General features: G+C 31.9%; 27 protein-coding genes and 6 pseudogenes. 8 read left to right on the top strand and 25 right to left on the bottom strand.

The genetic code is table 11. From position 1 onward, the window contains the following. Positions 1-419 precede the first annotated feature (419 nt). The 6 genes and pseudogenes from CQZ94_RS32030 to CQZ94_RS27295 form a co-directional block, all read right to left on the bottom strand. The gene (locus CQZ94_RS32030) at positions 420-542 is read right to left on the bottom strand and encodes a hypothetical protein (RefSeq protein ID WP_258166064.1); all 123 of its coding nucleotides are present in this window, start codon (positions 540-542) and stop codon (positions 420-422) included. Between the two features lie 1,222 nt (positions 543-1,764). Continuing rightward, complete coding sequence (locus CQZ94_RS27330) at positions 1,765-4,053, bottom strand: Cna B-type domain-containing protein (RefSeq protein WP_105588007.1); 2,289 nt, start codon at positions 4,051-4,053, stop codon at positions 1,765-1,767. A gap of 728 nt (positions 4,054-4,781) precedes the next feature. Next, on the bottom strand, positions 4,782-5,027 hold the full coding sequence (locus tag CQZ94_RS27325) for a hypothetical protein (protein ID WP_181149559.1): 246 nt from the start codon (positions 5,025-5,027) through the stop codon (positions 4,782-4,784). Between the two features lie 564 nt (positions 5,028-5,591). Beyond that, on the bottom strand, positions 5,592-5,780 hold the full coding sequence (gene hfq / locus CQZ94_RS27315) for an RNA chaperone Hfq (RefSeq protein WP_105588006.1): 189 nt from the start codon (positions 5,778-5,780) through the stop codon (positions 5,592-5,594). 310 nt (positions 5,781-6,090) lie between these two features. After that, entirely contained in the window at positions 6,091-6,570 is a 480-nt protein-coding gene (locus CQZ94_RS27305) for a PRK06770 family protein (RefSeq protein WP_105588004.1), read from the bottom strand. Positions 6,571-7,422: 852 nt separating this feature from the next. Then, a pseudogene (locus CQZ94_RS27295) lies at positions 7,423-8,654 on the bottom strand (phospholipase D-like domain-containing protein). Between the two features lie 239 nt (positions 8,655-8,893). Here CQZ94_RS27295 and CQZ94_RS27290 point away from each other — a divergent pair. Continuing rightward, positions 8,894-9,094, top strand: a complete 201-nt coding sequence (locus CQZ94_RS27290; protein WP_105588002.1) for a DUF1657 domain-containing protein — start codon at positions 8,894-8,896, stop codon at positions 9,092-9,094. A 562-nt stretch (positions 9,095-9,656) separates the two neighbouring features. On the opposite strand, the gene CQZ94_RS27285 is transcribed toward CQZ94_RS27290, so the two are convergent. The 7 genes and pseudogenes from CQZ94_RS27285 to CQZ94_RS27250 form a co-directional block, all read right to left on the bottom strand. After that, on the bottom strand, positions 9,657-10,154 hold the full coding sequence (locus tag CQZ94_RS27285) for a DUF3995 domain-containing protein (RefSeq protein ID WP_258166063.1): 498 nt from the start codon (positions 10,152-10,154) through the stop codon (positions 9,657-9,659). Positions 10,155-10,322: 168 nt separating this feature from the next. After that, positions 10,323-10,880 carry a hypothetical protein gene (locus tag CQZ94_RS27280; protein ID WP_105588001.1) on the bottom strand — a complete coding sequence of 186 codons (558 nt, stop codon included), beginning with the start codon at positions 10,878-10,880 and terminating at the stop codon, positions 10,323-10,325. Between the two features lie 352 nt (positions 10,881-11,232). Beyond that, complete coding sequence (locus tag CQZ94_RS27275) at positions 11,233-11,469, bottom strand: virginiamycin B lyase family protein (RefSeq protein WP_258166062.1); 237 nt, start codon at positions 11,467-11,469, stop codon at positions 11,233-11,235. A gap of 425 nt (positions 11,470-11,894) precedes the next feature. Continuing rightward, complete coding sequence (locus tag CQZ94_RS27265) at positions 11,895-12,122, bottom strand: hypothetical protein (protein WP_002203304.1); 228 nt, start codon at positions 12,120-12,122, stop codon at positions 11,895-11,897. A gap of 161 nt (positions 12,123-12,283) precedes the next feature. Further along, positions 12,284-12,883 carry a hypothetical protein gene (locus CQZ94_RS27260; protein ID WP_081339808.1) on the bottom strand — a complete coding sequence of 200 codons (600 nt, stop codon included), beginning with the start codon at positions 12,881-12,883 and terminating at the stop codon, positions 12,284-12,286. A gap of 279 nt (positions 12,884-13,162) precedes the next feature. Next, a pseudogene (locus CQZ94_RS32025) lies at positions 13,163-13,297 on the bottom strand (DNA-binding protein); the annotation flags it as partial. Positions 13,298-13,330: 33 nt separating this feature from the next. After that, entirely contained in the window at positions 13,331-13,549 is a 219-nt protein-coding gene (locus tag CQZ94_RS27250) for a hypothetical protein (protein ID WP_002191476.1), read from the bottom strand. A 367-nt stretch (positions 13,550-13,916) separates the two neighbouring features. Here CQZ94_RS27250 and CQZ94_RS27245 point away from each other — a divergent pair, with 367 nt between their 5' ends. Both CQZ94_RS27245 and CQZ94_RS27240 read left to right on the top strand, forming a co-directional pair. Next, positions 13,917-15,017, top strand: a complete 1,101-nt coding sequence (locus CQZ94_RS27245; RefSeq protein WP_142395950.1) for a response regulator aspartate phosphatase — start codon at positions 13,917-13,919, stop codon at positions 15,015-15,017. Next, the gene (locus CQZ94_RS27240) at positions 15,017-15,175 is read left to right on the top strand and encodes a Phr family secreted Rap phosphatase inhibitor (protein ID WP_002203255.1); all 159 of its coding nucleotides are present in this window, start codon (positions 15,017-15,019) and stop codon (positions 15,173-15,175) included. Before CQZ94_RS27245 ends, CQZ94_RS27240 begins: the two co-directional genes overlap by 1 nt. 333 nt (positions 15,176-15,508) lie before the next feature. On the opposite strand, the gene CQZ94_RS27235 is transcribed toward CQZ94_RS27240, so the two are convergent. From CQZ94_RS27235 to CQZ94_RS27225, 3 genes are read right to left on the bottom strand one after another with little or no spacing between them, the layout of a single operon-like run. Next, positions 15,509-16,207: an ABC-2 family transporter permease gene (locus tag CQZ94_RS27235; protein ID WP_002203254.1), complete on the bottom strand. Its 699-nt coding sequence runs from the start codon at positions 16,205-16,207 to the stop codon at positions 15,509-15,511. Between the two features lie 15 nt (positions 16,208-16,222). Further along, positions 16,223-16,948 (bottom strand): ABC transporter permease, encoded by a 726-nt coding sequence (locus tag CQZ94_RS27230; protein ID WP_105587999.1) that lies wholly within the window; start codon positions 16,946-16,948, stop codon positions 16,223-16,225. Positions 16,949-16,950: 2 nt separating this feature from the next. Continuing rightward, a complete protein-coding gene (locus CQZ94_RS27225; protein WP_002203252.1) occupies positions 16,951-17,856 on the bottom strand; it encodes an ABC transporter ATP-binding protein in 906 nt (301 codons plus the stop codon). Positions 17,857-18,108: 252 nt separating this feature from the next. On the opposite strand from CQZ94_RS27225, the pseudogene CQZ94_RS27220 reads away from it, so the two are divergent. Further along, positions 18,109-18,369 (top strand): annotated as a pseudogene (locus tag CQZ94_RS27220) (hypothetical protein); the annotation flags it as partial. Here CQZ94_RS27220 and CQZ94_RS32020 read toward each other — a convergent pair. Continuing rightward, positions 18,251-18,640, bottom strand: a pseudogene (locus CQZ94_RS32020) (hypothetical protein). The pseudogenes CQZ94_RS27220 and CQZ94_RS32020 overlap by 119 nt on opposite strands. A gap of 403 nt (positions 18,641-19,043) precedes the next feature. On the opposite strand from CQZ94_RS32020, the gene CQZ94_RS27215 reads away from it, so the two are divergent. Continuing rightward, positions 19,044-19,505 (top strand): hypothetical protein, encoded by a 462-nt coding sequence (locus tag CQZ94_RS27215; protein WP_002203249.1) that lies wholly within the window; start codon positions 19,044-19,046, stop codon positions 19,503-19,505. Between the two features lie 35 nt (positions 19,506-19,540). After that, a pseudogene (locus CQZ94_RS27210) lies at positions 19,541-19,834 on the top strand (hypothetical protein); the annotation flags it as partial. Between the two features lie 72 nt (positions 19,835-19,906). On the opposite strand, the gene CQZ94_RS27205 reads toward CQZ94_RS27210, so the two are convergent. Beyond that, positions 19,907-20,122, bottom strand: a complete 216-nt coding sequence (locus CQZ94_RS27205; protein WP_105587998.1) for an alpha/beta-type small acid-soluble spore protein — start codon at positions 20,120-20,122, stop codon at positions 19,907-19,909. A 339-nt stretch (positions 20,123-20,461) separates the two neighbouring features. Then, positions 20,462-21,109: a lysozyme family protein gene (locus CQZ94_RS27200; RefSeq protein ID WP_105587997.1), complete on the bottom strand. Its 648-nt coding sequence runs from the start codon at positions 21,107-21,109 to the stop codon at positions 20,462-20,464. A gap of 217 nt (positions 21,110-21,326) precedes the next feature. Between CQZ94_RS27200 and CQZ94_RS32015 the strand changes: the two are divergent. Continuing rightward, positions 21,327-21,449: pseudogene (locus CQZ94_RS32015) on the top strand (vancomycin resistance histidine kinase VanS); the annotation flags it as partial. A 120-nt stretch (positions 21,450-21,569) separates the two neighbouring features. Here the strand turns inward: CQZ94_RS32015 and CQZ94_RS27190 are convergent. Genes CQZ94_RS27190 through CQZ94_RS27180 form a run of 3 tightly spaced genes read right to left on the bottom strand, consistent with a single transcriptional unit; the run spans position 21,570 to position 23,665 of the window. Beyond that, the gene (locus CQZ94_RS27190) at positions 21,570-22,145 is read right to left on the bottom strand and encodes a replication-relaxation family protein (protein WP_105588008.1); all 576 of its coding nucleotides are present in this window, start codon (positions 22,143-22,145) and stop codon (positions 21,570-21,572) included. 22 nt (positions 22,146-22,167) lie between these two features. Continuing rightward, the gene (locus tag CQZ94_RS27185; protein WP_105587995.1) at positions 22,168-23,334 is read right to left on the bottom strand and encodes an FtsK/SpoIIIE domain-containing protein; all 1,167 of its coding nucleotides are present in this window, start codon (positions 23,332-23,334) and stop codon (positions 22,168-22,170) included. A 10-nt stretch (positions 23,335-23,344) separates the two neighbouring features. Next, positions 23,345-23,665 (bottom strand): hypothetical protein, encoded by a 321-nt coding sequence (locus tag CQZ94_RS27180; protein WP_105587994.1) that lies wholly within the window; start codon positions 23,663-23,665, stop codon positions 23,345-23,347. Between the two features lie 287 nt (positions 23,666-23,952). On the opposite strand from CQZ94_RS27180, the gene CQZ94_RS27175 reads away from it, so the two are divergent. Continuing rightward, a complete protein-coding gene (locus CQZ94_RS27175; protein ID WP_105587993.1) occupies positions 23,953-24,174 on the top strand; it encodes a helix-turn-helix domain-containing protein in 222 nt (73 codons plus the stop codon). 157 nt (positions 24,175-24,331) lie between these two features. Here CQZ94_RS27175 and CQZ94_RS27170 read toward each other — a convergent pair whose 3' ends face one another. The 3 genes from CQZ94_RS27170 to CQZ94_RS27160 all read right to left on the bottom strand — a co-directional run. Continuing rightward, a complete protein-coding gene (locus CQZ94_RS27170) occupies positions 24,332-25,333 on the bottom strand; it encodes a hypothetical protein (protein ID WP_105587992.1) in 1,002 nt (333 codons plus the stop codon). Positions 25,334-25,460: 127 nt separating this feature from the next. Then, entirely contained in the window at positions 25,461-26,573 is a 1,113-nt protein-coding gene (locus tag CQZ94_RS27165) for an RNA-guided endonuclease TnpB family protein (RefSeq protein WP_105587991.1), read from the bottom strand. A gap of 11 nt (positions 26,574-26,584) precedes the next feature. Next, a partial coding sequence (locus CQZ94_RS27160) for a transposase (protein ID WP_181149558.1) occupies positions 26,585-26,696 on the bottom strand: 112 nt, incomplete at its 5' end.

Here is a 26,696-nt window from a genome sequence, read left to right as displayed (position 1 = left end):
TTAAAAGCATTTATGTAAGTTTATTATTCCGCAATTATTTATAAAAATTATCATATCTTAGATACGAAAAAAGAGGAGGAAATAATATGACAATCGCAATGACAGTTTTAAAATTTGTAGGTGGAGCACTTCCATTAGTTCAAGAACTTTTAAAAGCATTTATGTAAGTTCATTATTCCGCAATTATTTATAAAAATTATCATACAAATGATCTGTATATCAAAGATGAATTGATGTACAGATCATTTGTGTGAGCAAAGTCCCTTTAGTATTATGAAGGGACTTTTTTAAATTTCTACATACTTGAGGTTCCGTCACATCAACATCAAGTTAAATGGTTTTGGTGCAAAAATATTAGATAGCAACATAGAGTAGCAATTTCCCTTACATTTCTATTTTATGAAGCTAAGCCAAACAATTTATTCATAAATTGTTTGGGCTGGTAGCATAAAATACAATTCTGTTAGGGATATATGCACTTTATTCTCTTTTATTTTTGCACCAGAACCGATTAATTTCATCATATATAAGAATTCTTTCATTTCTCTTGCACAACTGTTATAAAAGTCTTGCGTAAATCTTTTTTTACTTTATGGGTATAGAATGTTCCTTTTATAAAGAATAGTTTGATTGAAATTAATTAGAAGGACATGTAGATGCCATTGATCATCACTGCGATGGTACTTTTATCTTTTTGGGGTTTCTTGCAAATAAACATACATTTTAACCTGAATATAATATGAAGGTGTGTAACGAATATTGTTAATTCATACATACTCTCTTCTACCTAACTGCATCAGACTGAATGCCGTGAGGCATTTATCTCCCCATTGTCCATTCAGATAATTTTGCACCAGAACTTAAAAGTTAACCATCTATGTGCTATGAAATATTGCATAAACAAATAAATTGCTATTATTGTAAAATCAAGGTATTATAATGATATCTTTAAATAAAAATATAAAGATATTTAGAGTGAAGAACATGATGGAAATCGTAATGGCCTTGTTGAAATTTTTTAGGGGGCGTAATCCCATTAGTACAAGAACTCTTAAAAGAAGTTATGTAATTTCATTTTTTGTAGTTATTCATATCATGATGCCGTGCCTTCGGCATCGCCAGCTAAATCTTTAAATTCATATTTCCAGCCATTTGCTTCTGTTGCTTCTTGCGTCGCAACTACTTGGCCAACATTTGAAAAAACAAAAAGATCAATCTTTTATTACAAAAGAGTTGATCTTTTTGTTTTTTCATGTTCCTAAATATATTGAAGGTGTTAAATAGACAAAACTTTATTTTGAAACCATTGTGAACTACTCGCCACTTAGCAAAGCTTGAAGTGGGAGCTTCTCAGTTCCACGACGAAAGTAACCTTTCGTCTCCCTGAGCGTTACTTCGGGGTGTTCCACCCCTAGATGTCCAACGCTTGGACGCTCTCTTGGTACGGTTGATATTTTACGCAGGAACCGAATGGCTTGGTTTTCGCACTCTATTTTCTTCCTGCAACCTCCTATATCAAGTTATCAAAGAACTTCATATAGCTAGTTTATCAAAAGTTTTTGGCTATGCCAAACCAAAATTCATCTCCCACCTACCGTTGGGCTATCGCCCTTCACACGCTTGAGGAAGGAGAATTCTTTCGGTAAATTCGTTAAAATATAAAAAGTTAAACGGGTCATATAGTGGGAATAATCACCCCTATATGACCCGTTTTTACATGTATATCAGCTGAGCCCCTACATTGAATAATCTAAAACTTTTTTATTATTGAACTCGTTGACGAACAAATAGGATTCCCCCTAAAACTAACAACAATATACCTCCAACGATTGAAATAATCTCTGTTGGTGTTCCTCCTGTTTTAGGAAGTAGTCCTGTCGACTTATCATTTTCTGTAGTAGGTGGAACTTTTGAATCGTTGTTTGCACCTGTGTTTGTAGGATCCTTAGGATCTTTGATCTTGGTATTTGTAATGTCATATCCTTTTACTTCTGTCTTATATCCATCTACTGGTTGTTCTTTCACTTCGTACTTATATGCCTTGCCTTCGGCATCATATCCAGCTAAATCTTTAAATTCATATTTCCAACCCGTTGCTTCTGTTACTTCTTGCGTCGCAACCACTTGGCCATTTTGTAGTAAGTCTACTTTGATCATTTTCGGACGATCTTTCGCATTCTCGTCTTTCCATGTCTTCGTTCCTGTAACTGTTGTTTGACTTACTTTTGTATTTGTAATGTCATACCCTTTTACTTCTGTTTTATATCCATCTACTGGTTGTTCTTTCACTTCGTACTTATATGCCTTGCCTTCGGCATCATATCCAGCTAAATCTTTAAATTCATATTTCCAACCCGTTGCTTCTGTTACTTCTTGCGTCGCAACCACTTGGCCATTTTGTAGTAAGTCTACTTTGATCATTTTCGGACGATCTTTCGCATTCTCGTCTTTCCATGTCTTCGTTCCTGTAACTGAAACCGTTGGTATTTCTTTTTTAGTATTTGTAATTGTAAACCCTTCGTTAGGAGTACCTGTTACAACTGATTCATACCCATCAGGTATACTATTTTCTATGACATCATATTGAATTTCCTCACCTTGTTCATTGTACTTAGGTAAATTTTCAAATGTATAAGATGTCTTACCATTATTTAAATTAATAGTCTGTAAAACAGATACGTTTGCGTCTGAATGATGACCATTCAACAACTGAATTTGAATGTTAGGTTTGATTTCAGTTGCATTGACCCATTTTTTTAGTACTGGAATATTAATAGTTTTAATTTTATTAGGAATCGGCAATTTAACTCCAGCTGTAGCATTTGAATCAATTTTAAAACTTATTTTTGCCTGTGGATCAAAATCAATATACTTCGGAGCTGAAATCTCTTGTACATAATAATTACCTGGATTTAAACCAGTGATTTCAACCATACCTTGTCCATCTGTTGTAAACACATCACCAACTTGTTGGCCCGATTCTGTATATAACTTAAATGAGACATTTGATATTACTTTTTCTTCATCCCCTTCAAGATGCTTAATAATTCTTAAAGTTCCTTTTGGCGGTAAGTCACCCTCAGCACCACCTCCAAAAGCTATGTTTTTGACTGAGGCACTATCTGAATTAGAAACCGCTTCTTCGTTCATAACCTGGTAATTAATCGTATAATTATTTTTAAAGAATTCTTGTTTTTTGCCACTTTCATTTATAGTAGCCTTATAACTAATAGTAAAAGATTTTCCATTTGCAGAATTCTTATAAATAATGACTTCAAATAAGTTATCGCCAGTAAACTTAATCAATCCATAACCTTGATTTTGAAATTCTTCAATTGATAAAGGTCTATTTCCATTAACTTCTATTCCGAAACTATTTTTATTAAGCGTTTGACCTTCTTGCAAACTATCAGACAAAACAATATCAGAATTTAACTGTTCTTTTTTTAAATTCATATTCAAGAACCAGCGTACTTCATCCGCTTTGTCTGGTTGAATATCACCTGATTTATAGAAAAACTGTCCAGGTTCTGTACCACCACCATTTGGATTAACAATAGTTACAGTTTGAGATTCTAAATTTGTCCCTAAATTTGTTTGGACATTTTTCTCTTCACCCACTGCTATATTAGAGGCTTGAACTGTAAAATTAAAATGCCCTCTAATATTCTGAAGTTTCTCAACTGTATCATTAAATGTACATACCACATTACTGTCATTTACTTCACAAGTACCAAAATTACGATTTTGATCATTATTTAACGGAATTGACACCTTAAATCCACGTAATTCTGTAGGTAAGCTTAATGTTAACGTATCTCCAGACTTCATATTGTTTCCAGATTTATCACTGAAATTCACTCTTATTCCTGTCTGTTCCCCATACTGTAGTGTCGTTTTGTCAATTTTAAAACTATCAACAAATCCTGTTGAATTTAATTCTTGTGCGTTTACTATATGTCCTATTATTGGTACAAGATTTTGACCTATAGTAAACATAAAAATCATACAAGTTAAAAAAAGAGAAGTTACTCTTTTTAAATATATAGCCATGTTATCCCCCTAAAAATTAAATTGAAATGGCTGTTGTTACAAATATGCTGTAGCTTTGAAGAAGTTATTCAAACCCCTAACATATAACGGAACAGATTTTTAAAACATCAATAATCTTTACTAATTATATTATTAGGATATTAAGCTTAGTTTGAGTAATTGTTGCTAGCATCTTTTTCTCTTTCTTCAACTCTTCTATGTCATTGGATAAATCAGATTCTGATTGTTATGATACGAGACTAAGAAACTTGAAAAGAACCGAAAGCTTTCTTGAAGAAATCACTCGTATTTTCTTCAGAGTCTACTGCATGTTGTAAATACCTCCATTTGCTATGCAAACAAACTATCATAAAACAAAATAATACTCTCATTAAACATGAAGTTCTACTTAAGCTATCACTACCTCTCTTAAAATATTAAATATTTTTAATTATTTATGTAATCCTCTTTCCTAGATCATATACTAAATTTTTTGTTAAAAATTTAGTATATGATCTAGGAAAGAAGTTGTTTTAAAAAATACTAACATTCAATCTATTCGATATAAAAACTTGATTCAACATCTATTCTTTCTTTTATGATTTCATAAAAACATGTCAATTAATTATTTCTTTCGACAGATTTAGATTATATATTTAGTTTTAATTATTGTCAAAATATAATTGTTATAATTTAAAAATAATTATTAAATTGCATTATGTTTATTAATTACCTAATTGAATGTACACCTACAGAAATAAATTTATTCTCGCTTCCAACTTCAGCACTGCGAAATGTTGACGCTGAATCTCCGGTGAAGGATAGTTTTCTCTAATGCCAAACATGGCCTCTCCAGGGTTTCCAATCCAATAAAATTTAGATTTCCGATTAGAATCTTCATATAAAGGAATGATATTGAGTAATTTTTCATAGAATTCAGCGGATATTTTATAATTACTTACATTAATATGTGTTTCAAAAATTCCTTTAATCATTTGAATCCCCTTTTTTCCTTATTGTTCCATTTAGAAGAAGTGATATGTTGTGTAATTTTGGTTGTATATCGTATTCATGTGAAGTTAACATAACGTCTCATTATCGATAGTATCCAAGGAAGCTAGCTTTGTCGTTTTGTGGATATTTCAAAATCTTAGCATGATGGCATGGCGTCCTACCCCTTATTGAAAGTAAACTAATGGCTAAAAGTTTACATTCGTTTTTAAAAACATTTACAACTAAATTTGTAATAATTTTCTCAATATAGATATAGATGTTAAATATGGGTTTCGTATCGAAAATTAACAAAAAATATAATATTATAAATATTAAGATGGTTTTTGCCTTTTGTTTTTCCCTTATGCTTAAGATAAGATCGTATTCGCCGATCTTATCTTTTTTTATTTGTAAATTTTAGATACAAAAAAAGGAATCCTTATAATATTATAAGGATTCTGCAACAGGAAATAACAAAAATATAAATAATAAAAAGAACTACTTATATTATAGTGCATATGTTAATAATATAATATTGAGAAATTTTTACATAAATCTAGTATGTATTACGTAGCAATTGTAGAAATGGCTTGTTTATAGACCAGTTGTTGCTTACCATGAACCATCATAAGGACAGTAAATTTATCCATTGCAATGATCTGCCCAGGTATGCGAACACCACTCTTTAAAAATATAGTGACTTCGCTTTTTTTCTCTTTCAATTGTTCATACATATCTTCTTGTAAAGTGTGCATATCGTTCCCTCCCTTTTTATAATCGTATCATAATTTAATTGAAATGCTGTTTCTTATATGGGGTCCCGCCATATGTCCATCAGGCTAAGGTTTTGAAGTACCCCCTAAATGAAAATTTTCTTTCTCTACAGTTAGTTATTTTGAGAAGTCAGCTCATTTTTTTGTTTTTGGAGTGTTTACTTTTTTCAGAGTATGTAACATACAAAAATGCCATTCTTTCTGTATATTTCTATAAAAAGAAATACGTTTTCTATGAATTATAGGTATAAAGTCATCTTAGGTTGATAGTAATGTGACGATACCCCCTTTATTATTTTTCAGACTTCCCTTGTTCTAGAATGTAAGCTTCTTCTTGCTCCGGTGTCGCTAATTCGTATGCTTTTCCCGTGCTGGTATTCTCCCATTCCCATAATAAATTATGCTCCTCAACCGCTTGAGAAAAATCCCCTTCATACCAACGGACCAAAATCTTGAGGTACTGTTCTTTATGTTGTAAAGTTCCACTATTACTTTCATCGATTACTCTACGTACTACTTCGATGTTTTCTGGAGTCATTTTGATAAACCCTTGCTTTTCGTGAGATAATACTTTTTGATGAGTCATTTTGTGCATTGCATTGATTATATGACGATCAGAATTGAGGTCAAGTATTAACTCTTCCCCTTTAATTTTCTCTGTCTGATTTTCCTTAACGTCTGAACCTGCATACGTACCGACTTTGTAACCAATAAAAATACCAACTGCTATAGCAATAATTAAGGTTGATGTGATTTTAATCCACTTTTTCAAACCTCTTCCCCCCTTTTTATTGAAGTGTATCATAAAAGAAGAACTGTATAACCCATATCTATACCGTGAGGCCTACATAACGCATCATTATCAGTAGTAAGGGTACGGAAACGATTCTGGGTATGAGGGGCCACTCTGGAATTTAATTACAAATAAAAAAGAACTTTATTCAAGTTCTTTTAACCTACGATACAGAGCGGCCTGACTCACTCCTGTAATTTGGCATATTTCTTTAACAGTTTTATTTAACTTGATGGTGATGGATGGTGCCTCCTATTAAAAAAGCACTAACATACTTTATAAAATATAAGCATTTGAGAATCAAATTTTTTAAATTTTTAATTTGAATTACGCCCTTTTCCCTTAAGAGTATTTACTATATTAATAAGGAAAATTAGTCCGAAGGTAAAGAATAAAAAAGGATGTAACCATGTTCTAAAATCAACAAGACTTATAATAAGCATTATAATGCAAAGAATACAACCTATAATATCAATGCTAAAAAATAGCTTCCCCTTTATGGTTTTCATTTATAACTATTCCCTTCCAGATGCCACTTTTAATTTACAATTCTCTATATAATAATAACATACGTTTTGATTTTTAATCGTTTTTTACATTTAATTACTTTTGTTGATTCTGGTGCAAGAAATACTGTCATTTTGTACACCGGGGTAGCACTACATCGCCATCAAGCTAAAATTTTATAGTACCCCCAGAACGAAATTTTGTGCTAACTTGTAACAAAAAAGCTCATTTTTCATTTTGGGGTAATTCCGAATTCTTAAGTTGATGGATGTGTGGCGAGACCCCTATCATTTTACTATTCCTTAATATAAAAATTCTTTGTTTTTACAAATAATACTCAAACATTTTTGCAACCTTTTCTTTCATTTTTTCTTTTATAGATAATTGATTGACGTCAGAGGATGTTACTCTCTTTGAATTTTGTAAGTCTGCATTAATGACTGGCTTTATTTTCGAAATATAGACAGGGTCTTGGATATAACAGTTCATTTCTTCATTTAAATGAAACGAGCGCGAATCAAAATTCACGGTCCCAACCATCAATACGTTTTCGTCAATCAAAAATACTTTACCGTGTAACACTCCCTTTTTATAACCATATACTTCTATTCCCTGTTTTAATGCTTTTCGGATATATGGATACGCTGCTTCTTTAACTAAAAGTGCATCTGAGTGAGGTGAGAACAGAATTTTGACACGGACTCCCCTCTTTCTTGCATCTACTAATGCTTTCCAAATAGTTCTGTCTTTTGGTATAAAATAAGGTGTTAATATAATGATGGATTCTTTTGCTTGTTGAAACAGCATTGCGTAATCTTGCCCCAGTTTTTCTCCGCTATAATACGCAGTAAATCGATGCGAGGTTGCTCCCTTTTCTTTTACTGCACTGTGTATCGGAATCGGTGTCTCTGAGTTTTTCTTCCAGTCTAATACAAATTGTTGTTCTAGATCTTGAACTCCTTCTCCTCGTATTTGAAGATGATAATCTCTCCAATAACCAAGTTTTTCTTTTTCCCCCAAATACTTCTTGCCAATGTTAAATCCGCCAATGTATCCAATCTTTCCATCAATAACTGAAATACGACGATGATTCCGATGATCTAAAGAAGAAAAAAGATAAGGAAAAGCAGGTTTATTGTAATACGTAAAATGAACTCCTTTTTTAACCAATAATTCTCTTTCCTTTTTCTTTAGTAAAATTCCACCTAACCTAACCTGTCCAATGCATAGTATACTTCTACACCTTCCTGACTTTTTTGCCGCAATAACTCTAGAAACTGATGACTTACTTTATCATCAGCAATAGAGAAAAAGTTAATATGCACGTAATGCTTTGCTTTCTCTATATCTGAGAATAATTGATTGTTTAACTGTTTCCCGTCTGTATACATAGTAATATCACTTTGACGAAGAGGGTATTGATTAGGCTGCTGGCCATATCTCCCACTTTTTTCGGCTATTGTTCTGTCAATTTCACCCCAAACAAGCAAAACAAAACATCCACCGATAAATAAAAAGAGGAGTACTCGGAAAATTCCCCCTATCTTTTTCAGCATATTTAATCTCCTTTATATATTATCGTTTTATTTCTGTTAGTTTTTGTTATTGGGGAAAAACTATTCCATGCATCTATTAGCTAAAAAATCCTCCTTTGAATAATTAACTGTAAAATTTCTCATTCACATAACTCTAATTTAGGGTTATCATTCCTGATAACCCTAAAATTAGAAATCGTACTATGATAACAAAATAGGCATCCTATATTTTGAATTACATTTACAAGGAGGAATACTAAATGACAGTAAGTACTAAACTTAAACAAACTATCGCTGGATTAAAGAGTGCTCAAGCATGCCTAGAAGGATTTGTTCTTGATACTGATAACAAGCAAGCAAAACAATTATATACAGGTGCAGCACAACAAACTCAAGAAATTATTGAATCTTTAAATCCTCGTCTTCTGCAAATTGAACATGAAGAGCCTCAGTACAAGTAATAACATAGTACCTTTCACATAAAATATCGTCCACATGGAAGAGTGCTGAGATTAGATAACGATTATCAAAATGATGATTACAATTAATGGTTCTCACCACATCACTATTAAGATAAGAGAAACAAGTATCCCAAAACAAAAAAATGTACATTTCCATCTGGAGATGCACATTTTTTCGTTTTAGGTGTGTTATAAAATACTTAAGTTGATAGATGTGTGGTGCTACCCCAATTAGTACCTGAAGAAGAACCATGGGCTATTAATGCCAATCTAGATGTTCAAGTGTAGCTTTTGAATAAAGTTTGATTAAATTAACTTAATAAACCTTGATAAAAGAACAAATAGAAAAAGCGTGCTTTGAAAAAAGTTTGATCAAAACACGCTTTTTCTATATTCAATTGAATCATCCTTTTATAAAAAAGTTTGATAATTTTTGTAATCCTTGCTCAATTAAAGCGCCCTTTAATTGGATAAGACATCTGAAATTTTATCCACAATTATTATTAATTACAGTAACTTTTCAGTTTTTTTACATTATTTATTGCTCAAACCTTATTTAATATTACATTGTTAATCCATTACTCCCCCTTATATCACTCTGATAGTGCAAAGTAGCCAATCCGAATAAGATCCCTGCGATTAAAAACCAAGGTTCGAAAAGTAAAAGGTCAATTAGGATCAAATATTCGACGTTTACAGTTGCCCATGCAGAGAAATCAAAGAACTCTAAACGAATAATGCCCGCCAATAAGAGCCCCTTTGTAACATAGCCATATACAGCATGCATGAACGGAAGTATACAAGCAGTCCAGCCCATAACAAGCATTAACCATCGTGGGATACTTTTCCCCCAAGGATGAACCAGTGAAAGCGCAAGTATTGCAGCTACTAACAACATTGCAGATGCTCCCCAGTTTACTGCTTCCCACATCGCCTCCTCTTTCCAAACCCCAGGCATCCATGCCATTCCTCCAAATGCCCAATAAACGTGAATCGGAATATACAAGAGCGACCAGATACATGTGGCATAACCAGCCCATTTCATTTGACTAACCTTCAATTCCTTTCACCCCCCATCATTATATGCAGCAAAATTGAAAGTAGAGGTTTGATTTACTTTCTAATAATTCTTTACTTTACTCTACAATCTGGCCCGATTGTTGAAAATTGTCCCGGAACACCAACACTGAAAGGATATTCAAGATAAGTACTCGAAGTAAATTATTGCCTAAAATATCTTTTTTTTGGGGGACTGTTTGTTTTTAATCCGATGCTGGAACGACAGAGTCGCTATAAATACAGTTACTCCCCACAAGAACAATCCTCCGTACGTTACCACATACACCCAAATGGCTAACCCTTCGGTGTATCCTTTTGGAAGCATTCCTAAAAATTGAAGAGCTGTCAAGAAGCTAATTAGAACTGTCAACACCCCAACTGACCATCCTAATATGATTAATAACCATTTTGGTAGTTTCTCCCCCCAGGAAGTCACGAGAGCTAAAGCAAATAAAGATGCCAGTATCGCCAAGATAGCTGTGAAGTCTATTCCGATGGTATATAACGTATATAGAAAAGCAGATCCTTCTTTTAAGGTATCACCAAACCCTGCTACATTTTGTACAGCTTGTTTTGTTGTAAGTCCTACCGTTGATCCCCATGCCCAAAGCGATTTTAAAATCGCATACGGCAACAGTGCAAGAGCTGCAACATAGCCCCATCCTTTAGTCAAATAAGTTTTATCAGCTATTTCTGACCTCATATGTTTCTCATGTTTTAAGCTCAAAAGACATTCTCCCTTCTCACTTAAGAAATGAAGCATATTAGTTTTAAAGATAAAAGTACAAAGCTTCAAAAGTCTTCAAATAAGCTCCGCCCTTTATATTCTTATTCAATATTAGAGCCTTTTTATTCTTTATATCCTTTAAGTGAATTACATAATGGGCAGGTACTGGTTGGACTATATATTTGTACCTTATTTAACAACGATGACCTTTTCTGGAATGAATTACAATTTTAAGATTATTCATATAAATTCCTTCTTTATTCAAGAATATGGCCCGATTGTTGAATAACATGACCAGCATTTTTTAAACAACTTTATTATGTTTTAAACGACTTTATTGTAAATAAAACAACTATATTATCTCTGGACAAGTAAACCATATATCACCCTGATCTGTAGAAGTTATAGATAGCACACCTGCATTGATAGTAGGAAGATCAATATGAGTCACTTTACCATCAACAGTCATTCGACCTATTTGATTCGCTTTATGTTGTGTAAACCATAGGGCACCATCTTTTCCCCTTGTAATTCCATAAGGACCTGAATCCATATGAGGAAGTTCAAATTCTTCAATTTTTATTCTCACGTTAATTCCTCCTTTTTCTTGTATAAAATTATTCTAGTAATTCGTTATAAAATAATTTAATTCCTGCGAAAAAAATTTTTGTATAAGGTGCATTTTCAGTTAACATAATTCGATGTTATCGGTAGCAACACAAATAACTCCGTTCGAATAATTTGAAACGGAGTTATTTGTGTTGAAAAATTCCTAATCAATTACAGCATTTTATATATTTCAATAAACTACCTATACTTTGGATACTTAAAGTACCATAAACCTTACGATTTTTAGTGGCACTCCGTATCCAACCTCACTTTCATCCCATGCCTAAAGGCGATGGGCTTTCTCGCTCGGAAAGGTCTGTAATCCCCCTTAGTATTTAAATATAATCCGATTTAGTTTTTTGCTGCCTTCACTAAATTCCCCTTTAAATGCAATTCAATTTTTTGTTACCTATTACTCTTTATTTTATATATACTGTTCTTCAGCTTAGGCTTCTTGTGTAACCGTACTTTAGTCCCCTTAATATCTAAGTCAATCTTTTCTTCCTCTAAAGCCTCCATTTTCTCTTTATGTTCTTTTTCAATTCTATCTCTTTCTTCTTTTCTCTTAGTCGCTTTGGGACCAATTACAAACAGAATTAAGAATATACTCACCATTACAACAAAAGTAGTCACTAGTACCTCTCCCCCTTTGCCAAAACTTCGTACAACAAAATTCTTTTTAATGTATTAGACTTAACTCAGAAATCTAGAGGAGAACGAGCACTAGCATAATTACACAGAAACATTATAGAAATTACCTGCACTATTCCTCCTTCTCCTTTTATAAACCAAGATTATAAATGACGCAGTAAGGCCGGTACTAACAATGTCATTACAAATATAAAAATTGAACTATATCTCAAACTTGAACTCCATTTTCCATATTTGGGATGTTCAAATTTTTTATAAAGCATACCTAATGCTAGAGATATTAGAAACATTAATACAGCTGTTCCTAAAATTATAGAAGTAATTAAGCCCACCATATTACTCATAAAGGTTTGAAAATCAAAAGAACGTGTTGTCAACATTAACACTGGTAGAATCCTTATTAATAGTATGAGAATAAATGAACCTACTCCAAAATATATAGATCTTTTTTTCCACTTTATATGTTTAAACCATAAAGAAGCTCCAAAAACTAATAATGATATTAAAATTACTACAGAAAGAATAAGAAAAATAACATCAAAAAATGCAGGCACACTCGCATGAACTGCACCATCTATTTTATCTCCCCCATCTTTTATTACATCACTGCCGCCATTAAACAAAGAACCAAACCAGTCTACAATCCAATCGGTCATCCAAGAAATATCGAATGGTAAATCTTCATTTTTTGTTTGCGCAGGAGCAGCTAAGTTATACACCTCCAAATTATCCTCCCCCTTAATTAAAATTTAGCCCTTTACTTTAAGTATATAAACTTTCCTAACCAAAACTAAGAAAGTATTAAATCATATCTCATTAAATAGAAGAACCACACTTATAAATAGAAGTTTCATTTGATACATCTGTACACTCGCATTATAATAATTATCCGATGCATTTACTTTTGTCCCTATTATGGAATAAGTAAAAAAGTACCCATCCAATTGTGATACACATAATAATTGGATGGGTACTTCATTACACATTCTTTATTCTGTTCTTATTGACATAGATGAGGTTTATACATTTCGTGGTGATACATACTGTAGTATCGAATCAAATAATTTGAAAATATTACTACGTAATTCATCCGATTTAGGAAAACGAAATTTCACAAACCTTCGATGATGGCTTCTTGGTTTATAGGATAGAACATATGTATGAAAAAACGCAGCATAATATCGGTTTTTCTAACCTTGTAAATGACTTAATATATATCTTTGCGTATTTATGTCTTGGCGTTTTAATGCCGTTACTAATTCTCGATTAACATCTGATACAGGTAATGGTTCTCCATATATATCAAATAATCTTATACCCAACTTACTTAAAATCCGTATATTATTAAGATTCCTACTCTCTTGTGTATAACTAATAATATTGCGTAAATTAATCCCAAAACTTATCATAAACTAACGCTCCCTCTTCAATATAAATGGATATGGATATACTTCTATTTATTTTCGAGGAATCCCTTGAAGCTTAATAAGCCCTATATATTTCTCAATACCATAACAGTATAAGCTCTCTCTTTTTCTACTATAGTGCTACGCCACCTCTTATAAGAAGTATTCAATAGACAACCGTTAATGAATTTTAAAAAAACCATTAACGAAACTTGTACTGTCTTAACTATACTATTTCAAATTTAAAAGCATGGACATTACTAGAATTCGGAATATTCTGTATATTAATGAAAAAAATCGTAGGTTACATTTAATGTATCTAATTCCTGTTATTATCAGAATAAGCCTTTACAGAGAAATGGGGGATATTATGACTGTTCAAGAAAAAAGTAATAAACAATTGATGGAATTATTACATGAATGGTATGAAGAAATTCGTTTATATCATGTAAAAGAAGCAAAACAGACATATCTACAAGTAAAAGAACGTTTAAAGGAAATAGAAACAGACCAATATGTATCATTCTATTATTCCCTACTGAATTTTAGATATAAAGTCTTGGTAGATGGAATGAGTATTACAAAAGATTCTTTTAATCAAATAGAAAAACTCCCTAATATCAAAGAGGAATATTCATTTTTAGCTTACTATTATTATTTCTTTAAGGCAATCCACTCTACAATTTTAGCAAATTATACTGAAGCGAAAACACACTATGAAAAGGCGGAAGAACTTTTAATTGATATACCTGATGCAGTAGAAAAAGCTGAGTTTGAGTATAGATTTTCAACTTACTGTTATCAATCTTATCAACCATTTGAAGCGATTCAACATGTAGTGAAGGCCAAAGAAATATACCTGAATCATGTAGGCTATGAAATTAATGTTTCTTTATGTGACAATGTATACGGTTTAGCTTGTATAGATCTAAGAGAGTTTGAAAGAGCTGAAGAATGTCTCAATACGGTTATTGATGTTTTTAAGAAGTATGATGAAGAACAATTATTATTAAGAGTACGTCATAATTTGGGTTGGTTATATAATATTCAAGATTTATATCCATTGGCGATCAGACAGAGTTCTGAAATTATAAATACCCTACCGAATCATTTTAAAGCATTATTTGTCTTAGCAAGAGCATATTATAATTTAGAAGGCATTGAAACAGCAAAATCATATATCAAGCAAGGAATGAAGTATACAAATGAATCAGGAAATGAAGAATATAAGCATCGTTTCGCAGTTTTAAATGAACTAATCACAGAACTACCTAGAATTAAACTAGAAAAAGTAGCTACTGATGCAATTTCTTATTTTGAAAAAGAGGAAATGTGGGATTGTGTAAAAGAATATGCAGAGATTTTAGCAATCCAATTTTATGAAGCCGATAATCATGTTAAGGCAAGCAAATATTTCTATATTAGTAATAATGCTGATAAGAAACATTTGAGAAAAGGAGCGTTAAAATAATGAAAAAGATAAAGAAAATTGTATTAAGTATGGTAGTAGCAAGTGCATTAGCATGTAGCATGATTAGTTTAAATGTATTACAACAATCTTCGTTTAATGGTGGAGATACGCCAGCACCAACAATACCGAGTGTCTCTGGTGGAGTATCTATTGATTAACGTAATATATTTTTCCTTATTAAAAAATCAGAAAATTCGACCTCTTTACTTTTACAAAATGTTGAATGAAAATGGATAAAATTTTGAACCTATAGTCCGAAACACATTTGTTTCGGACTATTCACGTTACCATTTTTTACGGGTCTACCCTTCAAGCCCAGGAACTCTGTATTAACGAGGAAACGAACTCTATTAAACAATTATTAAATCTCCTTTAATCCAAGTTAAAGTAACTACAAAGTTCATTTCTCATTCCTGCCACATTCTCATAGATATATGCCTTTACAACAACTTTTAATTTATTTATTTCATTAGTTGTTATTCCATGTAACTTTAATTCCATCTCATTGATTTTTTATTAATAAATATACAACCTAGTAACGATAATACATATACAATGAGAATAATATACAATTGTGTTGTTTCAATGCTATCAATATAAAGACTCATAATTGGATATGACCAAGGGAATAGTATCCAATAGTTTGTATGAGAGATAAAAAAGCTACCAAGTCCACCTATAACCCCTACTAATAATGAAAGTAACGGGATTTTATAAAATATTATATTTATTAAAAAATGTAGATTCACAATAATTAAAGAGCTAATTACCATAAAAAGTATAGAAAAACTTAAACTTTGATAAACAGTCCCGAGATTATCAACCGTTAATACTATAGGTATACTAGTTATGATTAAAGCACATATTAAATAACAAAAAGTAATTAGTAAGCAAAACAAAAACTTATTACTTAATATGGTTTTTAAAGTGATTCCATGATAAATAGCAGACATATATCCTTTTCTTCTGAATTCGTTTACAAAAGAAAATGACACTAATAGACCTATCGCAATGGGTAAAAATAACCTACAAAAAAGGCTCAGAATCGCTATATGCATAGCAACGCCATCTTTTAATTGAGCCGATACAGTTAGAAAAACTTGAAAACTAATTGGTATCAACAGAAATACTAGTAACAGGATATACAATCCATTATGAAGACTTTTTTTATATTCACCTAAAATACCCACTTGTTTCACCCTTTATTATTCATATGTATAATATTTAAAACTCACAGTCAATAACATAATTCCTAAAATATATATTGAAGAACTTGCAAGATATAATAAAATCGTTATTTCGTTAAACACTACGTCACTTACTATATTCAATGCATAAAATATTGGAAATGTCTTTGTAAATATTAAAGGGAATAATCCATATGTTACGATAAAAAAAAGCCAAATAACTGACAAGGATGCCGCAAGAATTCCCTTTTTTATAATTAAATGAATAAGCAATTGAGAATATGGTATTGCTAAAGATAAAATCGTACAAAGTATCAACATTTTTAAAAAATAAAGTATTGATATTTCATATCCATTTATATAAGTATAAATACATATAACCAAAAAATTCAAAATATTAAAGATTAAATAGAACAGTATAAACAATAAATTTTTAGCTACCAATAGCTTAAATTTCGAAATGGGCTTTGTATAAATAATAGCCCAAGTACCATATTTATTTTCCGAAGAAATGATAAAATACCACATACAAGCAGAAAAAATACTTAGCGTTAGTGTATTAAAGTTTACTGTAATTGCTATAAGATTTGTAGATTGAAACATGTCTGGATGATTCTTATTAAAAATAAAATAACTTATACACAAAAAGCTTGATAATAATGAAAAAGACAAAGAAATTAATAATAATTTTCTCCCACCAATTTTCCTCATCTCACTATTTACACTTTTAAAGATAAATTGCATTATTATAGTAACTCCTTTTGTTTAGTGAAAGATAAAAAAACTTCCTCTAATGTTGGCTTTTTAGGACTAACCTCAAAAATATCTATATCATTTCTAATTAATATTCTGGTTAAATTAGGAACACTATCTTGATCTATTCTTATTTTGAGTACCCCTTCCTTTTCAATACTATAAGGTATACCTTCTTTACTTAAAATCCTTTCTGTAGCAGCCGTATTATTAATATGAATGATATATTCTCCAGAAGTAATAATACTGTCTAATTTCCCTTCATAGAGTACGCTACCCTTATGTAGTAATGCTATGTGATCTGCTATCATTTCAATTTCAGCTAAATTATGACTAGAAATAAATATAGTCTTTCCCTCATTTTTTACTAAATGAAGTAATAAACGCCTTATCTCATGTACTCCCTCTGGATCTAATCCATTTGTTGGCTCGTCAAGAATTAGTATTTTAGGATTATTTAGAATAGCAAAGGAAATACCTAGCCTTTGTTTCATTCCTAAAGAAAAATCTTTAACTTTTTTATCTTTTGCTTTATATATTCCTGTAGTTTTTAATACTCTATCTATTTCATCTAAAGGTTTATTTATCATTTTTTGTACATAGGCTAAATTTTCATATGCTGTTAGATTAGGATAATAGGTAGGTGAATCAATAAAACAACCCACATGTTCAAATAATCCTTCTTTCCATTCTTTTATATCTTTATTATTAAACAATATCGTTCCTTTATCTAATGGAATTAATCCTAATAACATCCGCATAGTTGTTGTTTTCCCTGCACCATTTGGTCCAATAAAAGCATATAAACTTCCTTCAGGAACAGATAAGTTTATATCCCTTACAATGGATTGATTTGCAAAAGACTTCGTTAAATTTTTAGTTTGAATTGCTAATTTCATTTTGTTCCTCTCTTTCTCATCCCCAAATAAAATTAAGTATCCACTTTCAAAAAATCAGATATATAGAAAATATCATTTAAATTAATTTTACCATAAAAAGGGATTAACCAACTCAATTTCTTTTGTTTTATAAGACTTCACCAAAACCACTAGTAAATAACATATTATTTAACCAACTAAAAACTCTACCAAATCTCTAAAGGAATCTCCTTTCCCCTATCGAATTATTTGTAGAGGAAAGGAGATGAATGCATGGAAATCCTTGGACTAGATACTCGCGCATTAGCGACTTTAGGTGCACTTGAATACACAAATCGTCGCAATAAATTAGTAGAATAATCAGAAAATAATATATACGAGTGTAAAGAAATAAAAGAAATACTTCAATCTCTTCCTAAAGAGAAGCAGATTGAGGTTCTTGAGAATCAAGCTTATTTTGAAGCAGTGGCAAAGATGATTGAACAAAACAATTTAATTCTTTTAGAACAGATGAAAGCTCTACAACTAATCCAGAATTAACAAATTTATGATTAATTAATCTTACATATGCTTCCATAAATTATCTATCTTTATATAACAAAAGCCTCTGTTTTTACAGAGGCTTTTGTTATACTCTTTTTCATCCCTTAAATTTGAATGGTTTCTTTTACATGTATGAATAGATGATCTTCTAATAAATCTGGTGTAGACTCTAATTCCTGCTTCTTACTCTCTTCTGTTACAGCACTTACAAACTCTCACAGTACCTGTGCTCTAATAGTTCTGCAAATCGTTTCTCACGCATTTCAATTGTTTTTATCTTCGTTTTGAACACCGCCCTTCTTTAATACTTTTTTTTCCTATTAATGGCTATATCAGCATTATTGTCTCTTGTCAGTAGATTACAATATTATGTATAATGAAATCACCTTTTTACCAATAAACGGTAATGAAGTGGCAATACAAGTAAATAAACCAAACGTATCATGGGCAATCAACATATTAACGGATTTATTCTATGTACATTAAGATACATACAAGTGGAATCAAAACTATGAAATTTTATGTACAGGTTGAATTATCCAAGATGAAAGATTGGAAGTAAATGTAATCGAGAAAAAAAGAGCATTCGATTTGATTGATGTTATAAAACTACTTGATGTGACATCTACCAAACAAATTGAAAACATACCCAGGGGGAATTTCAAATGAAAACATTTGGTAAAGTATTATTAACAGGAGCTTTAGCTTTAGGCGGTTTCACGGCTATGAACATTAACACATCTAAAGCACACGCTGACGGAGCAAGCGAATACTGCCGTTACATTTGTGGTCCTAGCGAAACGGTGAACAATTTCACAATTCAATTACACGCTACGGAATACGGATTTGGACAAAATGTCATTGCAAAAGTTACAAATGATAGAGCTGAAAGTGTGAATTACAAAGTTTCTATCGAAAAACAATATGAAACTGGCTGGGACTATTATGAAACTTGGTTCAATTGGAACTCTATGTTACCAGCTGGTACAAATGAAGAAATAGTTACTTTCTCAGGCAATGGCGAAGATATTTGGGATGCAGGCACATTCCGTTATAAAGTTGAAGTTACAAATGCTGACAGTTCTGTTGATACAATTTACACAGCGCCAATGACAATAACACAATAGCTCATGAACGAGCTCCATTATTTATGATTGTATTTACAAAATATTACTCTATGAGTTCCTATGAAGTTTCTCAAAAAGAAACATTTAATCTCAATAAAGGAGAAGAACTTACAGTCTTTGTACAAAATTCTGGGTTCCCAATTTCTTATACGGTCTTTGATGCAGATAATCAAATAATTGGCACCTACAATGCTAATTCACCATATGGCCGCGTATTCAAAGTACAAAAAGATGGTAATATTTCTGTTCAATTTCAAGTAGGAGTAAATTCTTCTTACATGAAAAAGATGAATTTCACAGCTAAATTTGCAATTTCTAAACTTAACTAACAATCAAATTTTCATTATCCTCTTTCAAAAAATTAAAAAGGTATATCCTTTCAACAGGATATACCTTTAACTTTAGTGAATTTTATATCGACCTGATAATTGTTCTTGCGCCATACGAACTAAACGTTTTGTAATTTCTCCACCTACTGAACCATTCGCTCGTGCTGTTGAATCCGGTCCAAGGGTAACACCAAACTCCTGAGCAATTTCATATTTCATTTGCTCAATAGCACTTGCTGCAGCTGCTATCAAGATTTCGTTTGAATTATTATTTTCGCGAATTTGCATTTCTTACACACCTCCACTGATTTTAGTAATATTATGTTTCGTTTACGGCAAAATATGAAAAAAATTTCCAAAACAAAAAAAGACACCTTAAGATGCCTTTTTTCAATATGTTCATGTAACGCTTAATTTGTTTTTAATTGTTAAAGCAAGTAAAGAATCCACTGAAGTACTTTCCTCCTCATGATATACAGTTACTACAGTGTTCTCCACTTTAATCATAGTTCTAAGATTTGTACTTTTATAGTTCTAGAATTCCCATAACTTCTTTCGTAAATAGTTTAAAGTATAAGTTATATTCTAATATTTTATTGTTGATAACTGACGGTATCATTATACAGCTTATTTAGAAGAGTCATGTACATTTCGAAGAAGTTCTTCAATAAGTATTGTTTTTTCATTCACCTTTGTGGCATATGTGAAATCACCATAACAATATGGATACCTAAAATTATTTTTATTTCCACCACAAGTGTACATCGCTGGATTTTGATCAACTTTCATCTTAGAAAACTTTTTGGCCGAATCTTCCGAGTGTTGTTTAACTTCTTGACTAGCAATAAAATCAATATACCCTGGCCCCATATTATAGCTTTGAATAATTGTATCCATGCTAACTTCTTTTTCCGTTCCATATTTGTACATTTTAGCAAAGTGTTTTACCCCTTGTTTAATGCTCAAGCTTGTCTCTTGAATTTCATTTGGCTTTAATCCAAGTGATTCAGATGACTGCATAGGGTCGTTTCCCTCACCTCTACTCTCTTGGTACATAATTCCTAATAAAACTGCTGTTTTCCCTCCTAAATTATATTTTTCTAATTCTTTTTTCAAGGTAGGCTCATATTGCAATACACGTTTTTCGGTAGCGAGCGCTTTATTTTGTTGAATATTAGTTTTATGATTAAAATATAGTATTCCAAGCATTGTTCCTAAACCTAAAATACTAATAAGGAATACTTTAATAATTTGTTTTTTACTCGTATCCTTCATATATTCCTCCTCGTATAAGAAATTCAATTTTTCAATGGCGGTTGGTTATTTACAAAATATATAATAATCATCTATTTCTCTGCCCCTTTTAGACTCAAATTTATTTCTTTTAGGTTTAAAGTTTAATATAGAAATTTAAAAATAAGATAAAGATAAGATAAAGAAAATATAAAGTGCATTTTTTAGAGTACTTTAAAAAGATATTGGTACAAGCGAATATGTGGGACAAGTTGTAGATATGAATGGATATAGTGATAATCGAGAGGTTATCATACAAGTTATTAATTATGGAGATATCATTCTAGAAGAAGTTTTACCCTATCTTTTTAATATACTTTATTACTATTTCATAACTTACTTTAAATTTACTTTGCTCATTTACTGCATTCTAACAATCATCATCACACATGACTTAATATATTATTGAAAAGAAAAAAGCTCTGCACTATGCAGGCTTTCTTTATGATTTCACTGTTAAATTATTCATAAAACTTTCTATAGAATTCGCCTGAAATATACGTAAATGGGGAGATTGAACGTCGTAATGTTTGTCAGTAATTATAAGGATTGAAGGAAAGAATTTAGAACCTTTCGGTTGCCAGGATTCATTGTGCCATTCTTGGCTATGGAAGTATAACTCGTATCTGTTTATCTTATCTTGCATTATTTTTTTACTGTACACTGACTTTTGAACTTCAATAAAGAATGGTGATCTACGCCATATAGTAAAAGCATCCGGCTCCATATATTCTTTCCCATACTTTGGTTCAACTTTGAATAGTTTAGGATTTTCATAATGAACGAGTTGTTTGTATACGTCCACAATACCAAGGAAATGAGGGATTTTTTGACTTGTCTTTCTGATAGAACTGGGTTGCGGAAAATAAATGTATGGGTGTTGCAATACGTTAGCATCAACGTGACCATCTCTTCTTAATCGTTTCATAACCGTATTACAGCAAGTTATCGCATTCTTTAAGCCTTGAAAATGCAAGTCAATAATATCGTCTCGGGACATGCATCTAAATCGCTTCAAATCCTTCAGAATTCCTTTATCTCTACTCTTCATCATCTAACACCCCAAATAACGGAATTTCTTCTTGTAGAGGATTCTGGAGTATTTTCTCCTCTTTAGACATGCGATATGGTTCAACAATTTGCTTCGCCTTACTTAATTCCAAATAAGGAGCTTGCACTTTCTTTAATCCATTTCGTTTTAAAATCATTTGGCCAGATTGCTCTAAATGCTCTGAGCCAGGAGTACCCATGATATTGCTATTAATTGCACTATCACATTTAAAACCGATTCTTACAGTCATATTGAGCTTTAACTTACCATCCAACACTTTCGCATCTGGCCGCTGCATACTAAGCATAAGAAACACCCCAAGTGAGCGGCCGACTGCTGAAATCTTTTCAATTGTAGCCATACACTCTTTTTCATCTTTAAGCATAGCCACCTCATCGATAGCAAGTAGAATATATGGTTTTTGATGATTAGGATTTAATTTGTTGTACGCATCAATATGATCAACTTCATATTCTTCCATAAGTTTTCTTCGTTCTCTGATTTCCTTCCATAACTTTTGAAGCATTATTTTCATTTCGATTTCTTCCATACAAACTTCTTTTACATGCTTCACTCTACGCAAAAAATGAAATTCAGAGTTTTTTAAGTCACCAAGGTACAAATGCAATTTTTCAGGAGACATATATTGAATGAGTGTGGATAGCACAACACGTACCATACTACTTTTCCCGCTTCCCGTTTCTCCTGCAATTAATAAATGTGGTGAATTGGAGTCAATCATATCGTACGCAATCATTTTTCCGAATTGGTCCCTGCCGACCACAACAGGTACACGGTAATCTTTTAATAGTGGCTGCCATTCTTTATAACAATAATTGTACGATTTTAGCCCAGCATCTGAATGGAATACATGTAGTACAAACTTTTTCACATCCCCTTCAATGGTAATATTCCGCCCTAATATTTGCTGGAAACAAAACCACTTCTTTTCAATCTTCTGTGGATCTAATCCGTTTGGTATGGTAAATACATATCTCACATTTTCTTTTGAAGAAGATATATTATGTACCTTTGGATAGATAGGCACTTTCCCCCCGCGTGTTTGATGTTCCGTAAATAGACCTGCTTTTCCAAATACCTCTATAAGTTGATTCCTTAACCTTTGTGTATGAAGCCACTTCTTTATCATTCGCATATACTCCCCCCTAAAACATGATTACGATGCGAATAAATACATATCCAATCAAACAAACTCCACCAATTCGCATACCGTGATAAATTCCTTCACTCACAAATTTAGCTGCGGATATATGGTCATGTCGCACCAAATATTTTTCTAACATGACTGCTCCGATTAAAACCGTTCCCATTACCCCTAATGCAATGTAAGTATGTAATACCTGATCCGACATATGAAGAAATGCAAAAGGACTTAATGAATTGTATTTACGTATTTTCTTTTCTTTCTTTTCGTATAACCGATCCATAAACTCACGAAAAGAAATTGTTTCCTTCCTACCACGCATTTAAATGCCCCCTCTATAAACAGAATGAACAAACTAGATAAATATAGGGTTTATACGCTTATTACCTTGATAGCATTATCTTGGTCGTTAACATGATAGATACTTTGCTAGTACAAAGACTAGTTGATTTGGTAACTACTTTGGTAATAAATTTGCTAGATACCATGGTGGCTACCTTGATACATCATATTGCGTGGGGCTTGTACATTATTAACACTTTTGTTTAAAAAAAACATGCTTTGGTAAAGATGTGATTAATAGAGGATTTAAGAATAGGAGTGTTCACAATGTTTGGCTTGGGGAAACCATTATCAAAGTTTGGTAAATTTTTAAGAAGAAATAATATTACTCAAACCAAATTAAAGGAATGGAGTGGAGTAAATCAAAATACAATTAGTCGTATTTCTCGTTCAAATACATACAAGCCTTCATTAGGGAATGGCCAAAAACTAATTAGGGCCTTAAAAAGAAAAGGTTACAGCGTAGACTTTGAGGATTTCTGGATGTAATAATCAGCTCGATAAACCGAGCTGATTATTTTTCGAGGAATTTTTTTGATTATATGCTTCTTAGACAGTACAACTTATTGTTAATTAAGTTTCAAATGTTAATCTATTTATTAAATCATACTCTCTTTCTTTGATTACATTATTATCAAACTAAAACCTACTTTGCTAATTCAAAATAAGCATATTTAACCAACTTATCTCTTAACCTGTTTGTCCAATAATTGTTTAAATCGTGTATATGATTTAGATTTTCCTCTTGTAATTCCTCTAAGTTATTATCCCTAGAAATCTCTTGCGTCCCCACACTAAAAACATCACGATTATATATATTTGCATTCTCTTCAATATTTCCGACTACCTCTCTCCAAAAATCCATGTCTTTGAAGTCTTTATCTAATGGTTCATCTTTATTAAGATTCTCGTATGCATTTATACAACATTGTATATAGTGATCTAATCTTGTACGCGGTGGCAAATACTTCAATTCGTTTAAGTCAGCTTTAGGTTTCTTCCTACCTAAGCTATTGTAGGATAAAGAAAATACAAAAACTGCACTAATTATATTAAGTATAAAGGCGTGTGTCTTATTATAAACCACCCTTAATGGAACTTGTTCCACTGATTTATCATGTGCATACCGAGCTATTATACGTGTAGCAGCAAAAGAATCCGCATCCAATTCCAAAGTTCTACTTTCTAGGGGTTCAATAAAGTTTAAAGAGGAATCCATGTGCATTGTGCTTTCGTTATCTTTCAAGTCAAAATGAATATACCTCAAGTGTCCATTTAGAATATGACCAAACTCATGATAAATAATAATGTCTATACACATATCTCTTAAATACATCTGAAATATTTTTGCCTTTTCTAAGCTATATTCCTCTTTTGGCAAAAGAAGATTAAAAAATCCCTTTCTAGCAGCTTCATTTTCAGGAAGTACTCCTTCTAATAAAGTAAATAGAAAATTATCCACCGTATAAATAAGGTCAATATAAAGTACCAAAGAATACTTTTCTCCATCAAAACGACTAAATCCACCATATATTTTTGATTCCACATGCACTTCTATTTCTATATCTAATTCCTCATTTTTATCAGCCTTATATAAATTCTTTAAATGCTCAATTTTTTCCAAAGCGCTTTGTTGTGAACTACCCACCACTTAACGCCCTAACGGACTGTTTGAAGTGGGGGCTTCTCGGTTAGTCGTTACTTTTGATAGCTAACGAATTCGTCCCAAGACAGCCGAGCTAACTCCCTTGTTCCAAGGGTTATTTTATTGCTATTTATGCTAACGCTAATAGGCGTATTGCTTCATTTTTGATATTGATAGCTGCATTATAATCTCTATCGAGATTTACACCGCATATACAAGAATAGACTCGCTCAGACAATGACATGTTTTTTACATTTCCACAACTGCTACATGTTTTTGTGGAAGGAAACCATCTGTCTATTTTCACAAGTTTTTTTCCTTGTTCGTGTAGTTTATAAGCTAAGAAAGAAGTGAACATACCCCAACCATTATCAGCAACACTTTTTCCAAAATGAAGTGCTCGCGACATTCCTTTCATGTTTAGGTCTTCAATAGCTACAACATCAAAATGAGTAGCTAACTCTTTAGACTTATGATGAAGGAAGTTCTTACGTTGGTTCGCTACTTTTTCATGTAACTTAGCTACACGGATACATTGTTTATTCCGACGAATAGAACCTTTGGTTCTTCTTGATAATACTCGTTGTGCCTTTGCTAATCGGTCTAACATTTCACGATAGAACTTAGGATAATTGGCTTTCTCATCCTCAGAACTGACGTATAATCCATCCATCGCAAAGTCTAATCCAACAACTGTTTCTACTTCTTTTTGTACAATCTCTTTTTCGTATTCAGTCAAGATGGACACATAGTATTTACCGGTAGGTGTCATAGAAATCGTACATGACTTGATCATATGGTCTTGTGGTATTTCTCTATGCTGTTTGATACGTACCATTTTCAATTTTGGCAATTTGATATGACCAGTAAGCAACATAATATTTCCGTTTACTACATTCGTTGTATATGATTTTCTACCTTTTTTGCTTTTGAATGTAGGAAAGTCATTTTGACCACTAAAGAAATTCTTATAGGCAGTTTGCAAGTTTAGTTGAGCATTTGCCAAAGCTAATGAATCAACTTCTTTTAACCACTCAAATTCTGCTTTGTATTTCGCAGGAGTTGGAAGCTTTTGTTTCTTTAGTTGTTGCTTATCATCTTTGTATTTTTCGTACGCTTCTTTTCGTTCAGCTAACATTCTGTTATACACAAAACGTACACAACCGAAGGTTTTACGCATTAGATATGCTTGTTCTTCTGTTGGATACAAACGGAATTTATATGCCTTATTATGCTTTGTCATACCATTTCACCTCACTTTTCACCTTGATTTTCAATATATTTCTTTACTACGTCTATTGGCGAACCACCAGTAGTTAGTAAGCAAAAACTTCTTGACCAAAACATCTCTTTCCAAAGTTTCTTT

Source organism: Bacillus sp. MYb209 (genome assembly GCF_002975175.1).
In the GTDB taxonomy this organism is placed as follows: Bacteria; Bacillota; Bacilli; order Bacillales; family Bacillaceae_G; genus Bacillus_A.
This window is presented reverse-complemented; position numbering and strand designations above follow the sequence as displayed.

What these genes read in the sequence shown, in the direction of transcription:
- hfq (WP_105588006.1), bottom strand. Translation starts at nt 5,780, where the DNA reads ATGCACACTTTACAAGAAGATATGTATGAACAATTGAAAGAGAAAAAA.
- CQZ94_RS27225 (WP_002203252.1), bottom strand. Translation starts at nt 17,856, where the DNA reads ATGAAATTAGCAATTCAAACTAAAAATTTAACGAAGTCTTTTGCAAAT.
- CQZ94_RS27250 (WP_002191476.1), bottom strand. Translation starts at nt 13,549, where the DNA reads ATGATAAGTTTTGGGATTAATTTACGCAATATTATTAGTTATACACAA.
- CQZ94_RS27240 (WP_002203255.1), top strand. Translation starts at nt 15,017, where the DNA reads ATGAAAAAGATAAAGAAAATTGTATTAAGTATGGTAGTAGCAAGTGCA.
- CQZ94_RS27245 (WP_142395950.1), top strand. Translation starts at nt 13,917, where the DNA reads ATGACTGTTCAAGAAAAAAGTAATAAACAATTGATGGAATTATTACAT.
- CQZ94_RS27325 (WP_181149559.1), bottom strand. Translation starts at nt 5,027, where the DNA reads ATGATTAAAGGAATTTTTGAAACACATATTAATGTAAGTAATTATAAA.
- CQZ94_RS27230 (WP_105587999.1), bottom strand. Translation starts at nt 16,948, where the DNA reads ATGCAATTTATCTTTAAAAGTGTAAATAGTGAGATGAGGAAAATTGGT.
- CQZ94_RS27185 (WP_105587995.1), bottom strand. Translation starts at nt 23,334, where the DNA reads ATGCGAATGATAAAGAAGTGGCTTCATACACAAAGGTTAAGGAATCAA.
- CQZ94_RS32030 (WP_258166064.1), bottom strand. Translation starts at nt 542, where the DNA reads ATGAAAGAATTCTTATATATGATGAAATTAATCGGTTCTGGTGCAAAA.
- CQZ94_RS27165 (WP_105587991.1), bottom strand. Translation starts at nt 26,573, where the DNA reads ATGACAAAGCATAATAAGGCATATAAATTCCGTTTGTATCCAACAGAA.
- CQZ94_RS27330 (WP_105588007.1), bottom strand. Translation starts at nt 4,053, where the DNA reads ATGGCTATATATTTAAAAAGAGTAACTTCTCTTTTTTTAACTTGTATG.
- CQZ94_RS27175 (WP_105587993.1), top strand. Translation starts at nt 23,953, where the DNA reads ATGTTTGGCTTGGGGAAACCATTATCAAAGTTTGGTAAATTTTTAAGA.
- CQZ94_RS27215 (WP_002203249.1), top strand. Translation starts at nt 19,044, where the DNA reads ATGAAAACATTTGGTAAAGTATTATTAACAGGAGCTTTAGCTTTAGGC.
- CQZ94_RS27200 (WP_105587997.1), bottom strand. Translation starts at nt 21,109, where the DNA reads ATGAAGGATACGAGTAAAAAACAAATTATTAAAGTATTCCTTATTAGT.
- CQZ94_RS27290 (WP_105588002.1), top strand. Translation starts at nt 8,894, where the DNA reads ATGACAGTAAGTACTAAACTTAAACAAACTATCGCTGGATTAAAGAGT.
- CQZ94_RS27205 (WP_105587998.1), bottom strand. Translation starts at nt 20,122, where the DNA reads ATGCAAATTCGCGAAAATAATAATTCAAACGAAATCTTGATAGCAGCT.
- CQZ94_RS27180 (WP_105587994.1), bottom strand. Translation starts at nt 23,665, where the DNA reads ATGCGTGGTAGGAAGGAAACAATTTCTTTTCGTGAGTTTATGGATCGG.